Raw genomic sequence first — 15103 nt, forward strand, 5'->3', positions numbered from 1 at the left:
TCCTGGGCATGAAATTCCTCGTCGCGCTCGCGTTCCTGGGCATCATCGCCAGCCTGGCCTCGGCCCTGTTCTTCATGATGAAAGGCAGCGGGCGCACGCCAGACGGCCAGCCCCGCAGCGGCCGCATGGTGCGCGCGCTCGCGCTGCGGGTCGGCTTGTCCGTGGTGCTGTTCATCTGCATCCTGGTGGCCTGGAAGCTGGGCTACATCCAACCGACCGGCATCCCTGCGGGCAAGTGAGCCGGTTTCCCTGAAACGAAAAAAGCGCCTGCCGGCGCTTTTTTTTCCGCGGGGGCGGCTTACATCCAGTAGACCAGGATGTACAGGCCCAGCCACACCACGTCCACGAAGTGCCAGTACCAAGCCGCGCCTTCGAAGCCGAAGTGGCGCTCGGGCGTGAAGTGGCCCTTCATCAGGCGCAGGGTGATGAACAGCAGCATCAGCATGCCGACCAGCACGTGGAAGCCGTGGAAACCGGTCAGCATGAAGAAGGTCGAGCCGTAGACGCCCGAGGTGAGCTTGAGGTTCAGGTCGGTGTAGGCGTGGAAGTACTCGTAGCCCTGCACGCAGAGGAACACGAAGCCCAGGATCACCGTCATCCACATGAAGGCGATGGTCTTGCCGCGGTTGCCGTGCTGCAGCGCGTGGTGGGCGATGGTCAGGGTCACGCCCGAGCTCAGCAGCAGCGCGGTGTTGATGGTCGGCAGCCAGAACGGACCCATGGTCTGGAAGGGCTCGATGATGCCCGCCGGCGACGCGGTCGCACCGGCAACCACGCTGGGCCAGACGGCCTTGAAGTCGGGCCACAGCAGGGCATTGTCCAGGCTGCCGAGCGCCGGCACGGAGTGCACGCGGGCCCACCACAGCGCGGTGAAGAAGGCGCCGAAGAACATGACCTCGGAGAAGATGAACCAGCTCATGCTCCAGCGGTAGGACAGGTCGACCTTATGGCCGTACAGCCCGCCTTCGCTCTCGTGGACGGCGTCGCGGAACCACTGGTACAGCACCACCAGCCACCAGGCCAGGCCGAAGAACAGGGAATACTTGCCCCAGCCGGCGCCGTTGACCCATTGCCCCGCGCCCAGGATCACGAAGAACAGGCCGATGGCGGCCATCACGGGATGGCGCGAGGCGTGCGGGACGAAGTAGTAGGGCGTGCTGCCTTGTGCGGTTGAACTCATTGTTGCTCCTGCTCTCTCAAATACGCATTGTCTTTGTGCGGCGGCGGCTTACTTCGCCACCACCCAATTCACCAGGGCCACCAGCCCCAGCACGAAGATCACGGCCGCGGCGATGCCCACCGCGATGATGTGGAAGGGATTGAGCTGCGCCAGGTCCTTCTGGTATTCGCTGTTCTTGCGCAGCCCGACGAAGGACCAGGCGACCGCGCGGGCGGTGCGCCACAGCGAGGCCTTGGGCGGCTTCTGCACCGGATCGCTCATGTGCCCGCCTCCTGGCCCAGCGCCGTCGCGGCATTGGCGGTGGCCGGCGCCGCCGGCGTCTTGCCGCCGACCTCGAAGAAGGTGTAGGACAGCGTGATCGTGGTCACGTCCTTGGACAGCTTGGGGTCGATCACGAAGGCCACCGGCCACTGCTTCTTCTCGCCCGGCTCCAGCGTGTACTGGTTGAAGCAGAAGCACTCCAGCTTGTTGAAGTGCGCCGCCGCCTGACGCGGCGCGTAGCTCGGTATGGCCTGGGCCGCCATGCGCCGGTTCTGCACGTTCTGAAACTCGTACATCACCGTGGTCAGCTGGCCCGGATGCACCTGCACCGAGCGCTGGGCCGGCTTGAAGTCCCAGGGGCCGCGCGCGTTGGCGTCGAACTCGACGGTGATGGTGCGGCTGGTGTCGACCTGGGTGTTGGCCGGCAGCCGCACGTCCTTGCCCGCCACGCCGTTGCCGGGCACCTGGCGCTCGCTCAGCGACAGGATGTTGATGCCGGTCAGCTCGCAGATGTGCTTGTAGATCGGGATCAGGGCGTAGCCGAAGGCGAACATGCCGGCCGCGACCACGGCCAGCTTGCCCACCATCTTGACGTTCTCGGCGCGAAGGCTCATGGCAAGGATCCGGTCAGGGGCGCAGCAGCACCATCTTGACCATGAACCCGAGGAAGAACACCAGCGCCACCGAGGCCAGGATCAGGCCCAGGCGCAGGTTGCCCTTCTTTTGCTGCGGCGTCATCTGGCGCTCCTCAGCCGATCACCTTGGTGGCGGTCGCGTCCAGCTTCGGGGGGGTCTCGAAGGTGTGGAAGGGCGCCGGCGACGGCACTTCCCATTCCAGGCCCTCGGCGGCCTCCCAGGGCTTCTGCGCGGCCTTCTGGCCCTGGCCCTTCATCGTGGGCAGCACGACGAACAGGAAGAAGTAGACCTGGGCCAGGCCGAAGGCGAAGGCGCCCACGGAAGCAATGGCGTTGAAGTCGGTGAACTGCATGGGGTAGTCGGCGTAGCGGCGCGGCATGCCGGCCAGGCCCAGGAAGTGCATCGGGAAGAAGGTGATGTTGAAGCTGATCAGCGACCACCAGAAGTGGATCTTGCCGCGCGTCTCGTTGTACATCACGCCGGTCCACTTCGGCACCCAGTAGTAGTAGCCGGCGAACAGCGCGTAGAGCGAGCCGGCCACCAGCACGTAGTGGAAGTGGGCCACCACGTAGTAGGTGTCCTGCAGCTGGATGTCGATCGGCGCCAAGGCCAGGATCAGGCCGGTGAAGCCGCCCATGGTGAACACGAAGATGAAGCCCACGGCGAACAGCATGGGCGTCTCGAAGGTCATCGAGCCCTTCCACATGGTGGCGATCCAGTTGAAGATCTTCACGGCCGTCGGCACGGCGATCAGCATGGTGGCGTACATGAAGAACAGCTGGCCCGTCACCGGCATGCCGGTGGTGAACATGTGGTGCGCCCAGACGATGAACGACAGGATGGCGATCGACGAGGTGGCGTAGACCATGGAGGCGTAGCCGAACAGCTTCTTGCGCGCGAAGGCGGGCACGATCTGGCTCACGATGCCGAAGGCCGGCAGGATCATGATGTAGACCTCGGGGTGGCCGAAGAACCAGAAGATGTGCTGGTACATCACGGGGTCGCCGCCGCCGGCCGGGTTGAAGAAGCTGGTGCCGAAATGGCGGTCGGTCAGCGTCATGGTGATGGCGCCGGCCAGCACGGGCATGACGGCGATCAGCAGGTAGGCGGTGATCAGCCAGGTCCAGGCGAACATCGGCATCTTCATCAGCGTCATGCCGGGGGCGCGCATGTTGAGGACGGTCACGATGATGTTGATCGAGCCCATGATGGACGAGGCGCCCAGGATGTGCATGGCGAAGATGCCGGCGTCCATCGAGGGACCCATCTGCAGGGTCAGCGGCGCGTACAGCGTCCAGCCCGCGGCGGGTGCGCCGCCGGGCATGAAGAACGAGGCCACCAGCATGATGGCGGCCGGGATCATCAGCCAGAAGCTGAAGTTGTTCATGCGCGCGAAAGCCATGTCCGATGCGCCGATCTGCAGCGGGATCATCCAGTTCGCGAAGCCGACGAAGGCCGGCATGATGGCGCCGAACACCATGATCAGGCCGTGCATGGTGGTGAACTGGTTGAACAGTTCCGGGTTGACCAGCTGCAGGCCGGGCTGGAACAGCTCGGCGCGGATCAGCAGGGCCAGGATGCCCCCCACCATCAGCATGGTGAAGCTGAACAGCAGGTACAGGGTACCGATGTCCTTGTGGTTGGTCGCGAACACCCAGCGCCGCCAGCCCGAGGGCGCGTGCGCGTGGTGGTCGTCGTGGGCGTGATCGTGCGGGTCGAGAACGGCACTCATCTTGGTTTCCTTTTCGATACTGTCCAGATCGCTGCGCTCTTACTTGCGCGCGGCCTTGATTTCGGCGGGCTGCACGATCTGCCCGGTCTTGTTCGACCAGTTGTTCTTCGTGAAGGTGACGACGGCGGCGATCTCGGTGTCCGACAGCTGCTTCCAGGCCGGCATGGCGCCGCCCGCGGCGCCGTTGAGCAGGATCGCGATCTGCTTGGCCTTGTCGGCGTCGAGCACCACGGGCGAGCCGTCCAGGGCCTTGATCGGGCCGGCACCCTTGCCGTTGGCCTGGTGGCAGGCGGCGCAATTGGCGGCGTAGACCTTCTCGCCACGCGCGACCAGGTCGGCCTGGGTCCAGACCTTGTTCGGGTCGTCGGCCTTGGCGGCGAGCTTCTTCTTCTCGCCTTCCACCCAGGCGGTGTAGTCCTGGGCCGACAGCACCTTCACGTGGATGGGCATGTAGGCGTGCTCCTTGCCGCACAGCTCGGCGCACTGGCCGTAGAAGTCGCCGGTCTTGTCGGCGCGGAACCAGGTGTCGCGCACGAAGCCGGGGATGGCGTCCTGCTTGATGCCGAAGGCCGGCACCATGAAGGCGTGGATCACGTCGTTGGCGGTGGTGATGATGCGCACCTTCTTGCCCACCGGCACGACCAGGGGGTTGTCGACCTTGAGCAGGTAGTTGTCGCCCTCGGGCTTGCCGGCGTCGGACAGGGCGCGCTGGCTGGCGTCGAGCGTGGAGACGAAGCCTATGCCCTCGCCCTCGCCCTTGAGGTAGTCGTAGCCCCACTTCCACTGGTAGCCCGTGGCCTTGATGGTCACGTCGGCATTGGTGGTGTCCTTCTGCGCCACCAGCACCTTGGTCGCGGGCAGTGCCATCAGGATCACGATGATGAAGGGCACGATGGTCCAGATGATCTCGACGGTGACCGACTCATGGAAGCTGGCGGGCTTGTGGCCCAGGGACTTGCGGTGCTTCCAGATCGAATAGAACATCACCGCGAACACGGCGATGAAGATCACCGTGCACAGGATCAGCATCATCCAGTGCAGCCACTGCTGCTCTTCGGCAATCTTGGTGACCGGTGGGTGCAGGTTGAGCTGGTTGACGGCCGGCCCGCCAGGCAGGTCGTTGACGGCGTGCGCGGCCGTCGTCACCCAGGCCGCCGTCCAGATGCCGGCACGACCCAGCAGCGACGCCAATTTGTTGGGAATGCTTTTCATAGTTCTCACTAACTTCCAAGTCTCTATTGAACCAACCACCCGCCACGGCAGCCGCCTGGGACGGACCCGCCACACCGGAGCATCACGCCTGGCGCAATGCCCATCGAATCTCGCGCGCCAGCACCGGGCGCAATTCGGGGCGCACATAGCGCCCCACCTCCACCGTCCGCCCCTGGCCGGACAGCTCGATCAGCGAACGGTCGCCGGTCCTGGGCTCGACACGCACCCAGTCGCGGTTGAACTCGGCCCGCTCACGCCGCCCTGCCGTCTCCAGCTCGACCACGAGCCGCGCGCCACGCAGCGAAATCGTCTCGCCGTCCGTGGCATGCCGCGCATAGACCAGGAAGGCCAGCCCGACCGCCAGCAGCTCCAGGCCGGCGAAGCCGATCACCAGCTTCGCTCCCTGCCACCAGAACCACAAGCCTATGCCCAGCGACACCAGGCACAGGGAGCCGTACCACCTGCCCAGCTGCGCGGGTGTGACGGAGCAATTGCGCTTGAGCACCCAGTCAATCCCTTGACCGGAGACTCTGGCGAAATGGAATACCGGATTTGACACGGGCCAAACTCTGGACAGCGGCTGCGCACGGAGAAACCCGGAGGCCCCCCTTTGCCGCGGCAGATTTTAACCGAGTCGAAACAGGGCTTTGACAATTCTCAAACGGCCGGCGGATTCTTTTTGTGCTGGCGCAACGCGGAGCGCATGTCGTCCAGCGTGATCGCGCTTTGCGCCTGCAGCTTCAGCCGCGGCGCGGGCTTGAGCGCATGGCCGTAGATGACCTCGAAGCTCAGGCTCAGGCGGCCGCCGTCCTCGGCGCGGGCCAGGCCCCGCGCCATGGCCGCAAGCAGCTGCTCGCGCCAGCGCCGCCCGCGCAGCCCGGCGAAGCGGCCGATGTGCAGGTTGCGGCCCAGCTCGCGCAGCTCCTGCAGCAGGCGCTCGGGCGTCTCGAAGCTCAGGGTGATGCGCTCCTGGTCCATCACCGGCTCGGCGAAGCCGGCCTGCACCAGCATGTCGCCCCAGTCGTGCATGTCGGTGAACTCGTGGGCCGGCTCGGGCCAGCCCAGGGACTGGTAGAGCGGGCGCAACTCGCGCAGCGTGTCCGGGCCGAGACAGGAGAACATCAGGAAGCCGTCCACGGCCAGGGCGCGGTGCCAGGCCGCCATCAGCGCCTGCGGCTCGGCCACCTGGTGCAGCAGCATATTGGCCCAGACCATCTGCACGCCGCCCTCGGGCGGCGCCTGCACATGCAGCGCCGCGCCCTGCCAGCGCGCCGGATGCCACCAGGGCCTGGCCAGCGCCGCGGCCGCCTGCCGGGCGCGCCCCGCGCTGCCCTCGACCACGAAGCACTCGGCCTGCGGATAGCGGCGCGCGAGCTCGGCCTGCGCCTGCAGGCCGCCGCGCACCGCCTCCCAATGGGCCCAGCGCTGCGGCTTGAGGCGTATCCACGACAGGCGCTCGGCCATGCGACGCGCCACTTCCTCGTGCAGCCAGGGCGAGGCGGCGCCGGACGGCCCTGCAGCCCAGCGGGCGGCGGCAACGGGATCGATGGTGGGGGGACAGTCGGCGGGCATAGGCAGGCGGGATCAGGCGCGCAGTATATTGACTCCATGTTCCTCCGCCTGCTGAACCGGGCCTCGGCGCGCCTCGCCCGGGTCGCCGGCGAGCCCCTGGCCGACCGGCTGCCCAGCCAGTGCGCCGTGTGCCGCGCCTGGCCGGCACGCCCGGTCTGCGAGGCCTGCGTGACGCGTTTCGCCCAGCCCTTGCCGCGCTGCAGCGGCTGCGCCCTGCCCCTGCCCGCCGGCCTCACGCGCTGCGGCGCCTGCCTGCGCGAGCCACCGCCACTGGACGCCTGCCTGGCCGCCGTGCCCTACGCCTGGCCCTGGTCGCAGGGGATTGCCCGCTTCAAGTTCCACCAGCACAGCGGCTGGGCCCGCCCGCTGGCCGCCCTGCTGCGCAGCCAGCCCTGGGTCGAGCCGGCACTCGAACAGGCCGATCTGCTGCTGCCCATGCCGCTGTCGCGCCAGCGCCTGGCCGAGCGCGGCTTCAACCAGGCGCTGCTGCTGGCCCGCCAGCTGGCCCCGCGCAAGACCGATGCCGGCCTGCTGCTGCGCACGCGCGACACGCCGGCCCAGCACGCGCTGCCGCGCCGCGAGCGCCTGCGCAACCTGCGCGGCGCCTTCGCGGTCGAGCCGCTGCGCGCCGCCGAGCTCGCCGGCCGCCGCGTGGTGCTGGTCGACGACGTGATGACCAGCGGCGCCTCGCTGCACGCCGCGGCCTTGGCCCTGCGCCAGGCCGGCGTGGCCCACATCACGGCCATGGTGGTGGCGCGAACCGAATAAGAAGAGAGAACCCTCGCCCGGGGCGGCGACAATCCGGGCATGTTCCACATCGTCCTGGTCGAACCCGAAATCCCGCCCAACACCGGCAACGTGATCCGCCTGGCCGCCAACACCGGCTGCACCCTGCACCTGGTCGAGCCGCTGGGCTTCTCCATGGACGACAAGCACATGCGCCGCGCGGGGCTGGACTACCACGAGTACGCCGAGCTGCGCCGCCATGCCGACTGGCCGGCCTTCCTGGCCGCCGAACGGCCCGATGCCGCCCGCATGTTCGCGCTGACCACCCGCGGCACGCGCGGGGTGCACGAGGTGGCGTTCGAACCCGGCGACTGGCTGGTGTTCGGCGCCGAGACGCGCGGCCTGCCTGCCGAATTGCTGGAAGCCTTCGCGCCGGCGCAGCGCCTGAAGCTGCCCATGCGGCCCGGTCAGCGCAGCCTGAACCTGTCCAACGCGGTGGCCGTCACGGTGTTCGAGGCCTGGCGCCAGAATGGCTTTGCCCTGCCACCGTCTCCGTGAGGAAGTCCAGAAAGGCGCGCGTGCGCGCAGGAATCAGCTTGCGCGTGGGCAGCACGGCGTAGGTCGTGTAGCGGCCCAGGATCCATTCGGGCAGCAGGTGCACCAGGGCGCCGCTGGACAGCTGGGGCGCGACCAGCTGGCGCGGCAGCATGGCCACGCCGGCACCGTCGAGCGCGGCGCGGAAGATCACGTCGAAACTCGCCGACTGCAGCACCACCGGCATGTCCACCTCCACCGCCGCGCCGCCCTCCTCCAGGGGCTTGAGGCGCAAATGGCGCAACCCCTGGCCCGAGCCTTCGCGCCAGGGAAACTTCAGGTAATCGTGGCGCTGCAGGTCGTCCGGCTCGAGCGGCATGCCCGCGCGCTGCACGTAGGCCGGCGAGGCACAGACGATGGACTCGGTACTGACCAGCGGCCGCGCGACCACGCTGGCGTCGAAGCCGTTTTCCACGGCCATGAAGATCACGTCGAACTCGTCCACCCGCGTCAGGGGAAAGGGGTCCACGGCCAGTTCGAGCCCGACCTTGGGATAGCGTTCGCGCCAGCAAGCCACGCTGGGAGCCAGGAAATAGGTCGCCAGCACCTGGGTGGCGAGGATGCGCAGCGTGCCCTGCAGCTCGCGCGTGCTGGCGGTGGCCGCGGCTTCGGCGTCCTCGACCTCGTGCAGGATGCTGCGCACCCGTTGCAGATAGGCCTCACCCGCCTCGGTCAGGGCCAGGCGGCGCGTGGAGCGCTGGATCAGCCGCACGCCCAGATGCTGCTCCAGGTCGCCGACCAGGCGGGTCACGCCGGCGGGCGACATGTCCATCGCGCGCGCGGCCGCGGCAAAGCCCCCTTCGTCGATTACGCGCTGGAACACGCGCATTGACTGCAAACGGTCCATGGCCATCCCTCCGTCAAGCTGGATTATTGTTGCTTTTTCCGAAATATTTCATTGCAGAGGCTGCCGTTTTTCTTTCAGCGTTTCGGATCTAGATTTGATTTACTTGATGAAGCACAAGAAAAGCGTGTCCATAAGTAAAACGGGATGGCTAGAATGGGCTCGTCTGGAAGTTGTCCAGGCGTGTGAATCGACTTCAGAAAGGGATCCGCTATGAAATCGAAATTGATCGCTTCACTTTTGGTTGTGGCCGCTGGTTTGGCATCGACCCTCAGCCTTGCCCAGGACGCGGCGACCAAGAGCCGCGCCGAGGTGAAAGCCGAAGCCGCCCAGGCCAACAAGGAAAAGAAAGACGTCGGTGACGTCGATACCAGCAAGCCCAAGCGCAGCACCAGCAGCAAGCCGCGTGCCGACGTGAAGGCCGAAGCCAAGGTGGCAGCCAAGGAACATGCGGCCAAGCCCGGTGGCGAGGTGATGCCCGCCACGGCACCGGCCAAGAGCGCAGGCGACCGCCCGCGCGCCGAGGTCAAGGAAGAGGCCAAGAAGGCCGCCAAGATGCCTGGCCCGGCGGGCGACGTCAAGCCCCGTCCGTAATCAGGAACACTTCCCTGAAGGAGGCGCCAATAAGCCGGCCAGGAGGGCCGGGTTATTGGCGCTTTTTTTATGCGTAATGCCGGGTGAGAAACTCGGCAAAGCAAACGGATTTATCCGAACCCTCGCGTTCGATTTCCATGTCCCAGGTGGCCTGGCAGCCCCCTGGGTCGATCGGGGCCGCGGCCATGAGCCGGATGCGCGCGCGCAGGCGGCTGCCCACCGGCACGGGCGCGGTGAAGCGCACCCGGTTGAGGCCATAGTTCAGACCCATGCGCGCCTCGGCCATCCGGATCGAGCTTTCCATGAAGCGGGACAACAGCGAGAGCGTGAGAAAGCCATGGGCAATCGGCGCGCCGAACGGGCCGGCCCGGGCGCGCTCGGGATCCACATGGATCCACTGGTGGTCGCCGGTGGCCTCGGCGAACTGGTTGACCTGCTGCTGCGTCACCTCCACCCAGTCGCTGACGGCGACCTCCTGGCCCACGCAGGCGGCCAGCGCGTCGAAGCTTTGAAAGACTCTCATGCCGGCCACTGTAGCGGCGCGGGTCGTCCGCGCCTGTCCAGGCCGTGACAGGCGGCACGGGTTTTCCGCTATGTTAGCGGCATGGAACAAGCCCCCATCTGGCTCAATTACAGCCTGGTCTACCTCGCCGCCGCCGTGCTGGCCGTCCCGCTGTTCAAGGCGATCGGCCTGGGGCCCATCATCGGCTACCTGGCCGCCGGCATGGCCATAGGCCCCTGGGGCCTGCGCCTGGTCAGCAATGTGGACGACATCCTGCACTTCGCCGAGTTCGGCGTGGTGCTGATGCTGTTCCTGATCGGGCTCGAGCTCGAGCCGCGCCGGCTCTGGAGCCTGCGCCGGCCCATCTTCGGCTGGGGCAGCGCGCAGTTGCTGGCCTGCGCCGCCGCCCTGGCGGCCGCCGCCATGGCCTTCGGCATAGGCTGGAAGACCGCCCTGGTCGCCGCGCTGGGCCTGGCCCTGTCGTCCACCGCGATGGCGCTGCAGACGCTGCAGGCGCGCAACCTGCAGCGCACCGGCGGCGGCCAGGCGGGCTTTTCCATCCTGCTGTTCCAGGACGTGGCTGCCATCCCCATCCTGGCCCTGGTGCCGCTGCTCGGCGGCATCAGGGACGCCGGCGACGATGCGGGCCTCGCGCTGGAGGCCGCACGCGTCGTCACCGCGATCGCGGTGGTCATCCTCGGCGGCCGCCTGCTGCTGCGCCCCGTGCTGCGCTGGATTGCCAAGAGCAACACGCCCGAAATCTTCACCGCCGCGGCCCTGCTGCTGGTGGTCGGCATCGCCGCGCTGATGCAGGCGGTGGGCCTGTCGATGGCGCTGGGCGCCTTCCTGGCCGGCGTGCTGCTGGCCGAGAGCGAGTACCGGCGCGAGCTGGAGACCGACCTCGAGCCCTTCAAGGGCCTGCTGCTCGGCCTGTTCTTCATGGCGGTCGGCATGAGCATCGACTTCGGCGTGCTGCTGGCCTCGCCCGGGCGCATGCTGGCCGTGCTGCTGGGCTTCATGCTGATCAAGCTGGCCGTGATCGGGGGCCTGGCGCGCGGCCTGGGCCTGCCCGTGCCCGAGCGGCCACTGTTCACGCTGCTGCTGGCGCAAGGCGGCGAATTCGCCTTCGTGGTGTTCCAGGCCGCGGCCGGCGCCCGGGTGTTCTCGCCCGAGACGGCCTCGCTGCTGATCGGCGCGGTGGCCCTGTCCATGCTGCTGGGGCCCCTGCTGCTGGCAGCCTCGGACCGCTGGCTGATGCCGCGCCATGCGCGCGGCCGGGCCACCACGCTGGCCGAGATCTCCGAGCCGCAGGACGCGCCCGTCATCATCGCGGGCTTCGGCCGCTACGGCCAGATCGTCGGCCGCACCCTGCTGAGCCAGGGCATCGCATCCACCGTGCTCGACCACGACGCGGACATGGTGGAGACCACGCGCCAGTACGGCTACAAGGTGTTCTACGGCGATGCCACGCGGCTGGACCTGCTGCGCACCGCGGGCGCGGCCCAGGCCCGGGTGCTGGTGGTCGCGGTGGACGGCGTCGAGGCTTCGCTGGCCATCATCGACCTGGCGCGCGCGCATTTCCCGCAGCTGCAGATCGTGGCCCGCGCGCGCGACGTGACGCACTGGTATGCGCTGCGCGACCGCGGCATCGCCCACGGTCAGCGCGAGCTGTTCGAGAGCAGCCTGGCGAGCGCCCGCTCGGTCATGGAACTGCTGGGCCACAACACCGAAGCGGCGCGCCAGACCACTGAGCGCTTCCGCAGCCACAACCTGGCCCTGCTGGAGCAGATGTACCCGCACCACAAGGACCAGGCCAAGCTGATCGCCCTGGTCAAACAGGGCCGCCAGCAGTTGGCCGAGCAGATGGCGCAGGAGCGCGCCGAGCGCGAGCGGCAGCGCGCAGCCGCCTCGTCCCCCGCTAGCGAAACGCGTCCCACAGCAGCTTCACGCCCGTGAGGAACATGCCGCCGTAGACGAAGCGGTAGAACAGCTGCGGCTGGATGCGCCGCGCGATGCGCACGCCGATCCAGACGCCGGCCGGCGCCAGCGGCAGCAGCACCAGCGAGGTCGCGAAGTTGCGCATGTCCAGCAGTCCCAGCCAGGCATAGGGAATCCACTTGGCCAGGTTGATGAAGAAGAACAGGAAGGCCATGGTGCCGGTGAAGACCACGGGGCTGAGCTTGAGCGGGATCACATAGGCACTGACCGGCGGCCCTCCGGCGTGGGCGACGAAGCTGGTGAAGCCCGAGGTAGTGGTCAGCAGCGCACCCAACCAGCGCGGCGGCGGCGCGCTGTCGGACCGCGGCGGAAAGACCAGGCGCTGGGCCAGGAACAGCAGGGTGAAGCCCCCGACGATGCCGGCCACCAGTTTGGCGTCGAGCAATTTGAAGGTCACCGTGCCGACCACGATGCCCAGCAGGCCGAAAGGCAGCATGAAACGCAGCAGCTTCCTGTCGAAGTCGCTGCGGAAGGCCGCCAGGCCCAGCAGGTCCATCAGCAGCAGCACCGGCATCAGGATGGCGGCAGCCTGCGGCACGGTGACGCTGAGCGCCATCATGGGCACGGCCAGCGAGCCGAAGCCCGCGCCGAAGCCGCTCTTGCTGATGCCCAGCAGCAGCACGGCGGGAATGGCCACGGCGTAGAAGAAGGGATCGGTGATCAGCGGCAGGCTCACGGGAGCGCATCTTTCGGGTCGGCGCCGGCCAAAGCGCGGACCGGGGCAGGTTCTGGCGGGAAGGGTCCGATGTTACCCGGCCCGCTCGGGCACAATCGAGCCCAGGAGAACCCCTTGGTGAATCAAATTCCCGACGCGCTGATTTTCGACCTCGACGGCACGCTGGTCGACAGCGAGGAGCCGGGCATGGACGTGCTGTACGAAGAGGCGCTCAAGCTCGGCGTGCCGATCACGCGCGAACAGGCCCATGCCGAATTCCGCGGCCGGCGCATGGCCGAGTGCATCGACTACATAGCCACGCGCATGACCCGCGTGCCAGCCGAGTTCGAAGGCGATTTCGCGCCGCGCTTCACGGCCCATGTCCGGCAGACCCAGGCCCAGCGCTTTCGCGCGGACCTGAGCGCCATGCCGGGCGCCCTGGCCCTGGTCGCGCGGCTTGAGCGCCCGTTTTGCATCGCGACCAACGGGCCGCGCGAGAAGGCCGAGCTCACGCTGGGCCTGACCGGGCTGCTGCCCTGGTTCGAGGGCCGGCTCTACAGCGCCTACGAGGTCGGCAGCTTCAAGCCCGACCCGGGCCTGTTCCTGCACGCGGCCCAGGCGCTGGGCGTGGCGCCTGCGCATTGCGCGGTGGTGGAGGACAGTCTGCCTGGCATCGCGGCGGGCCTGGCGGCGGGCATGCAGGTGCACGCACTGTGCCCGCCCGAAAACGTGCCGGCCGACTTGGCGGCCGGCGTGCGCTTCATTGCCAGCCTCGAAGAGCTCGACCAGGCGCTGCACGGTTGAGCGCCTGATCGGCCCTGCATCAGTCCAGGCTGGCGCCCGACTCCTTAACGACCTTGCCCCACTTCAGGCTTTCCTTCTGGATGAAGTCGGCGAACTGCGCAGGCGTCTCGTTGGCCGGCTCGCCGCCTTGGTCGTCGATCTTCTTCTTCACCTCGGCTTTGGCCAGCACCTTGCCCAGGGCCGTACTGATCTTGGCCAGCACCGGCGCAGGGGTGGCCGCCGGGGCGAACATGCCGAACCACGAGGTGGCCTCATAGCCAGGCACGCCGGCTTCGGCGATGGTCGGCACGTCAGGCAGATCGGCTGAGCGCTTGGCGGTGGAGATGGCGATGGCACGCAGCTTGCCCGCACGCACATGCGGAATCACCGAGGGCAGGTTGTCGAACATGATGGCGATCTGGTTGCCCAGCAGGTCGCTCACTGCTGGAGCGCTGCCCTTGTAGGGCACATGCACCATGTCCACCTTGGCCAGGGACTTGAACAGTTCGCCCGAGAGGTGCGGCGAGCTGCCGTTGCCGGGCGAGCCGAAGTTGATCTTGCCCGGATTCGCCTTGGCATAGGCGATCATTTCCTGCACCGTCTTGAACGGCTGCGAGGGGTGCGCCACGAGCAGGTTGGGCACCATGGCAACGCGCGAGAGCGGGGCGAAGTCCTTGACCGGGTCGTAGGGCAGCTTCTTGTACAGCGAGGCATTGATGGCGTGCGTGCCCACGGTGCCCATGAACAGGGTGTGGCCGTCCGTCGGTGCCTTGGCGGCGTAGGCAGCGCCGATGTTGCCGCCTGCGCCGGCCTTATTTTCCACCACCACGGGCTGGCCCAGTTCGGTCGAGAGGTGCTGCCCCACCAGGCGGGCCAGGATGTCGGTGGTGCCACCGGCGGCGAACGGCACGACGATGGTAATGGGCTTGGTCGGGTAGTTCTGGGCAGCGGCCGCCAGGGGCAGCGTGGTAGCGGCGGCCAGGACGATGGCGCTCAGAACGCAGCGACGGGAAGCGCGGGAGAAATGGGACATGGTGTTTCGTTCAAGTAAGAAGATGAATCGGTGATGGAACTCAGACCGGCGCGACGCCCAGCGTGGTGCCGCCGCAAACGTAGAGCACCTGGCCGGTGACGAAACCGTTGTCGGGCGAGAGAAAGAACAGGGCTGCGCGCGCCACGTCCTCGGGCGTGCCCATGCGGCCGACCACGATGCTGTCGAGGATGCGCTGCGTCTGCGGCGCACCTTCGGGGTTGCTGCGCCTGAACAGCTCGGTCGCGATCGGGCCTGGGGCTATGGCGTTCACGGTGATGCCGCCCTGCCCCAGCTCCATGGCCAGGGTGCGCGTCATGCCGATCAGGCCGGCCTTGGTGGCCGAATAGACCACGCGGTCCACCTTGCCGAGCGCGGCGCGCGAGGCCATGTTGACGATGCGGCCATGGCCACAGGCGCGCAGGCTGGGCAGGAAGGCCTGGGTCAGCAGCATCACGGCGCGCAGGTGCAGGCCGACCACGTCGTCGAGCTGCGCGCTGGTCGCGGTGTCTATGGTGCCGGGCCGGGTCGCGCCGGCGTTGTTGACCAGGGCCGTGACGCGGTGCTTGGCCGCGATCTCGGCCGCGCGCTCGCGCGTGGGCCCCTCCTGCGTCAGGTCGGCCTGGTACGACTGGAGCTGCGGATGGGACCAGTCGGGCGCCACATGGTCCAGATTGACCACCGCCCGGCCTTGGGCCAGCAAGGCCTCGGCGATGGCGCGGCCTATGCCGGCGCTGGCGCCGGTGACCACGGTGACTTCTTCAGCGGCGGACAGGCTCATCTG

Annotated in this window: 19 protein-coding genes; 6 read left to right on the plus strand and 13 right to left on the minus strand. The window is 67.8% G+C overall.

The genetic code is table 11. The features are described from left to right. Positions 1-8 precede the first annotated feature (8 nt). Positions 9-239 (plus strand): twin transmembrane helix small protein, encoded by a 231-nt coding sequence (locus tag FFS10_RS11460; protein ID WP_171016143.1) that lies wholly within the window; start codon positions 9-11, stop codon positions 237-239. Positions 240-298: 59 nt separating this feature from the next. Here the strand turns inward: FFS10_RS11460 and FFS10_RS11465 are convergent, their stop codons facing one another. From FFS10_RS11465 to FFS10_RS11495, 8 genes are all read right to left on the minus strand, one after another. Beyond that, a complete protein-coding gene (locus FFS10_RS11465) occupies positions 299-1180 on the minus strand; it encodes a cytochrome c oxidase subunit 3 (RefSeq protein WP_137894605.1) in 882 nt (293 codons plus the stop codon). A 48-nt stretch (positions 1181-1228) separates the two neighbouring features. After that, on the minus strand, positions 1229-1441 hold the full coding sequence (locus tag FFS10_RS11470) for a DUF2970 domain-containing protein (RefSeq protein WP_137894606.1): 213 nt from the start codon (positions 1439-1441) through the stop codon (positions 1229-1231). Next, complete coding sequence (locus tag FFS10_RS11475; protein WP_137894607.1) at positions 1438-2055, minus strand: cytochrome c oxidase assembly protein; 618 nt, start codon at positions 2053-2055, stop codon at positions 1438-1440. The genes FFS10_RS11470 and FFS10_RS11475 overlap by 4 nt, the downstream gene beginning before the upstream one ends. Positions 2056-2068: 13 nt before the next feature. Next, positions 2069-2179, minus strand: a complete 111-nt coding sequence (locus FFS10_RS23155) for a cytochrome oxidase small assembly protein (protein ID WP_212744122.1) — start codon at positions 2177-2179, stop codon at positions 2069-2071. Between the two features lie 10 nt (positions 2180-2189). Further along, entirely contained in the window at positions 2190-3809 is a 1620-nt protein-coding gene (ctaD, locus tag FFS10_RS11480; protein ID WP_137894608.1) for a cytochrome c oxidase subunit I, read from the minus strand. Positions 3810-3848: 39 nt separating this feature from the next. Further along, positions 3849-5021 carry a cytochrome c oxidase subunit II gene (gene coxB / locus FFS10_RS11485; RefSeq protein ID WP_137894609.1) on the minus strand — a complete coding sequence of 391 codons (1173 nt, stop codon included), beginning with the start codon at positions 5019-5021 and terminating at the stop codon, positions 3849-3851. A gap of 82 nt (positions 5022-5103) precedes the next feature. Further along, positions 5104-5580: a DUF2244 domain-containing protein gene (locus tag FFS10_RS11490; RefSeq protein WP_137894610.1), complete on the minus strand. Its 477-nt coding sequence runs from the start codon at positions 5578-5580 to the stop codon at positions 5104-5106. Between the two features lie 98 nt (positions 5581-5678). Then, the gene (locus FFS10_RS11495) at positions 5679-6593 is read right to left on the minus strand and encodes a methyltransferase domain-containing protein (RefSeq protein WP_137894611.1); all 915 of its coding nucleotides are present in this window, start codon (positions 6591-6593) and stop codon (positions 5679-5681) included. A gap of 36 nt (positions 6594-6629) precedes the next feature. On the opposite strand from FFS10_RS11495, the gene FFS10_RS11500 reads away from it, so the two are divergent. Then, the gene (locus FFS10_RS11500) at positions 6630-7361 is read left to right on the plus strand and encodes a ComFC family protein (RefSeq protein ID WP_137894612.1); all 732 of its coding nucleotides are present in this window, start codon (positions 6630-6632) and stop codon (positions 7359-7361) included. Between the two features lie 39 nt (positions 7362-7400). Further along, the gene (gene trmL, locus FFS10_RS11505) at positions 7401-7877 is read left to right on the plus strand and encodes a tRNA (uridine(34)/cytosine(34)/5-carboxymethylaminomethyluridine(34)-2'-O)-methyltransferase TrmL (protein ID WP_137894613.1); all 477 of its coding nucleotides are present in this window, start codon (positions 7401-7403) and stop codon (positions 7875-7877) included. On the opposite strand, the gene FFS10_RS11510 is transcribed toward trmL, so the two are convergent. Further along, complete coding sequence (locus FFS10_RS11510; RefSeq protein WP_137894614.1) at positions 7822-8760, minus strand: LysR family transcriptional regulator; 939 nt, start codon at positions 8758-8760, stop codon at positions 7822-7824. The two genes, trmL and FFS10_RS11510, sit on opposite strands and share 56 nt — an antisense overlap. A gap of 210 nt (positions 8761-8970) precedes the next feature. Between FFS10_RS11510 and FFS10_RS11515 the strand changes: the two genes are divergently transcribed. Beyond that, on the plus strand, positions 8971-9351 hold the full coding sequence (locus tag FFS10_RS11515; RefSeq protein ID WP_137894615.1) for a DUF4148 domain-containing protein: 381 nt from the start codon (positions 8971-8973) through the stop codon (positions 9349-9351). 67 nt (positions 9352-9418) lie between these two features. On the opposite strand, the gene FFS10_RS11520 is transcribed toward FFS10_RS11515, so the two are convergent. Continuing rightward, complete coding sequence (locus FFS10_RS11520) at positions 9419-9874, minus strand: MaoC family dehydratase (protein ID WP_137894616.1); 456 nt, start codon at positions 9872-9874, stop codon at positions 9419-9421. 81 nt (positions 9875-9955) lie between these two features. Between FFS10_RS11520 and kefC the strand changes: the two genes are divergently transcribed. Next, positions 9956-11809 (plus strand): glutathione-regulated potassium-efflux system protein KefC, encoded by a 1854-nt coding sequence (kefC, locus tag FFS10_RS11525; RefSeq protein WP_137894617.1) that lies wholly within the window; start codon positions 9956-9958, stop codon positions 11807-11809. Here kefC and FFS10_RS11530 read toward each other — a convergent pair. Next, on the minus strand, positions 11772-12527 hold the full coding sequence (locus FFS10_RS11530) for a sulfite exporter TauE/SafE family protein (protein ID WP_137894618.1): 756 nt from the start codon (positions 12525-12527) through the stop codon (positions 11772-11774). The two genes, kefC and FFS10_RS11530, sit on opposite strands and share 38 nt — an antisense overlap. Before the next feature lie 117 nt (positions 12528-12644). Between FFS10_RS11530 and FFS10_RS11535 the strand changes: the two genes are divergently transcribed. Continuing rightward, the gene (locus FFS10_RS11535; RefSeq protein WP_249931255.1) at positions 12645-13310 is read left to right on the plus strand and encodes an HAD family hydrolase; all 666 of its coding nucleotides are present in this window, start codon (positions 12645-12647) and stop codon (positions 13308-13310) included. A 19-nt stretch (positions 13311-13329) separates the two neighbouring features. Here FFS10_RS11535 and FFS10_RS11540 read toward each other — a convergent pair whose 3' ends face one another. Beyond that, positions 13330-14322 (minus strand): tripartite tricarboxylate transporter substrate binding protein, encoded by a 993-nt coding sequence (locus FFS10_RS11540; protein WP_137894620.1) that lies wholly within the window; start codon positions 14320-14322, stop codon positions 13330-13332. 40 nt (positions 14323-14362) lie between these two features. Next, on the minus strand, positions 14363-15100 hold the full coding sequence (locus FFS10_RS11545; protein ID WP_137894621.1) for an SDR family NAD(P)-dependent oxidoreductase: 738 nt from the start codon (positions 15098-15100) through the stop codon (positions 14363-14365). Positions 15101-15103 lie beyond the last annotated feature (3 nt).

This window comes from Ramlibacter sp. 2FC, from assembly GCF_005503345.1.
Lineage (GTDB): Bacteria > Pseudomonadota > Gammaproteobacteria > Burkholderiales > Burkholderiaceae_C > SCMQ01.

Excerpts from the sequence above, each read along its gene's own strand:
- FFS10_RS11460 (WP_171016143.1), top strand. The coding sequence starts at position 9 with ATGAAATTCCTCGTCGCGCTCGCGTTCCTGGGCATCATCGCCAGCCTG.
- FFS10_RS11465 (WP_137894605.1), bottom strand. The coding sequence starts at position 1,180 with ATGAGTTCAACCGCACAAGGCAGCACGCCCTACTACTTCGTCCCGCAC.
- FFS10_RS11470 (WP_137894606.1), bottom strand. The coding sequence starts at position 1,441 with ATGAGCGATCCGGTGCAGAAGCCGCCCAAGGCCTCGCTGTGGCGCACC.
- FFS10_RS11475 (WP_137894607.1), bottom strand. The coding sequence starts at position 2,055 with ATGAGCCTTCGCGCCGAGAACGTCAAGATGGTGGGCAAGCTGGCCGTG.
- FFS10_RS23155 (WP_212744122.1), bottom strand. The coding sequence starts at position 2,179 with ATGACGCCGCAGCAAAAGAAGGGCAACCTGCGCCTGGGCCTGATCCTG.
- ctaD (WP_137894608.1), bottom strand. The coding sequence starts at position 3,809 with ATGAGTGCCGTTCTCGACCCGCACGATCACGCCCACGACGACCACCAC.
- coxB (WP_137894609.1), bottom strand. The coding sequence starts at position 5,021 with ATGAAAAGCATTCCCAACAAATTGGCGTCGCTGCTGGGTCGTGCCGGC.
- FFS10_RS11495 (WP_137894611.1), bottom strand. The coding sequence starts at position 6,593 with ATGCCCGCCGACTGTCCCCCCACCATCGATCCCGTTGCCGCCGCCCGC.
- FFS10_RS11500 (WP_137894612.1), top strand. The coding sequence starts at position 6,630 with ATGTTCCTCCGCCTGCTGAACCGGGCCTCGGCGCGCCTCGCCCGGGTC.
- trmL (WP_137894613.1), top strand. The coding sequence starts at position 7,401 with ATGTTCCACATCGTCCTGGTCGAACCCGAAATCCCGCCCAACACCGGC.
- FFS10_RS11510 (WP_137894614.1), bottom strand. The coding sequence starts at position 8,760 with ATGGACCGTTTGCAGTCAATGCGCGTGTTCCAGCGCGTAATCGACGAA.
- FFS10_RS11515 (WP_137894615.1), top strand. The coding sequence starts at position 8,971 with ATGAAATCGAAATTGATCGCTTCACTTTTGGTTGTGGCCGCTGGTTTG.
- FFS10_RS11520 (WP_137894616.1), bottom strand. The coding sequence starts at position 9,874 with ATGAGAGTCTTTCAAAGCTTCGACGCGCTGGCCGCCTGCGTGGGCCAG.
- kefC (WP_137894617.1), top strand. The coding sequence starts at position 9,956 with ATGGAACAAGCCCCCATCTGGCTCAATTACAGCCTGGTCTACCTCGCC.
- FFS10_RS11540 (WP_137894620.1), bottom strand. The coding sequence starts at position 14,322 with ATGTCCCATTTCTCCCGCGCTTCCCGTCGCTGCGTTCTGAGCGCCATC.
- FFS10_RS11545 (WP_137894621.1), bottom strand. The coding sequence starts at position 15,100 with ATGAGCCTGTCCGCCGCTGAAGAAGTCACCGTGGTCACCGGCGCCAGC.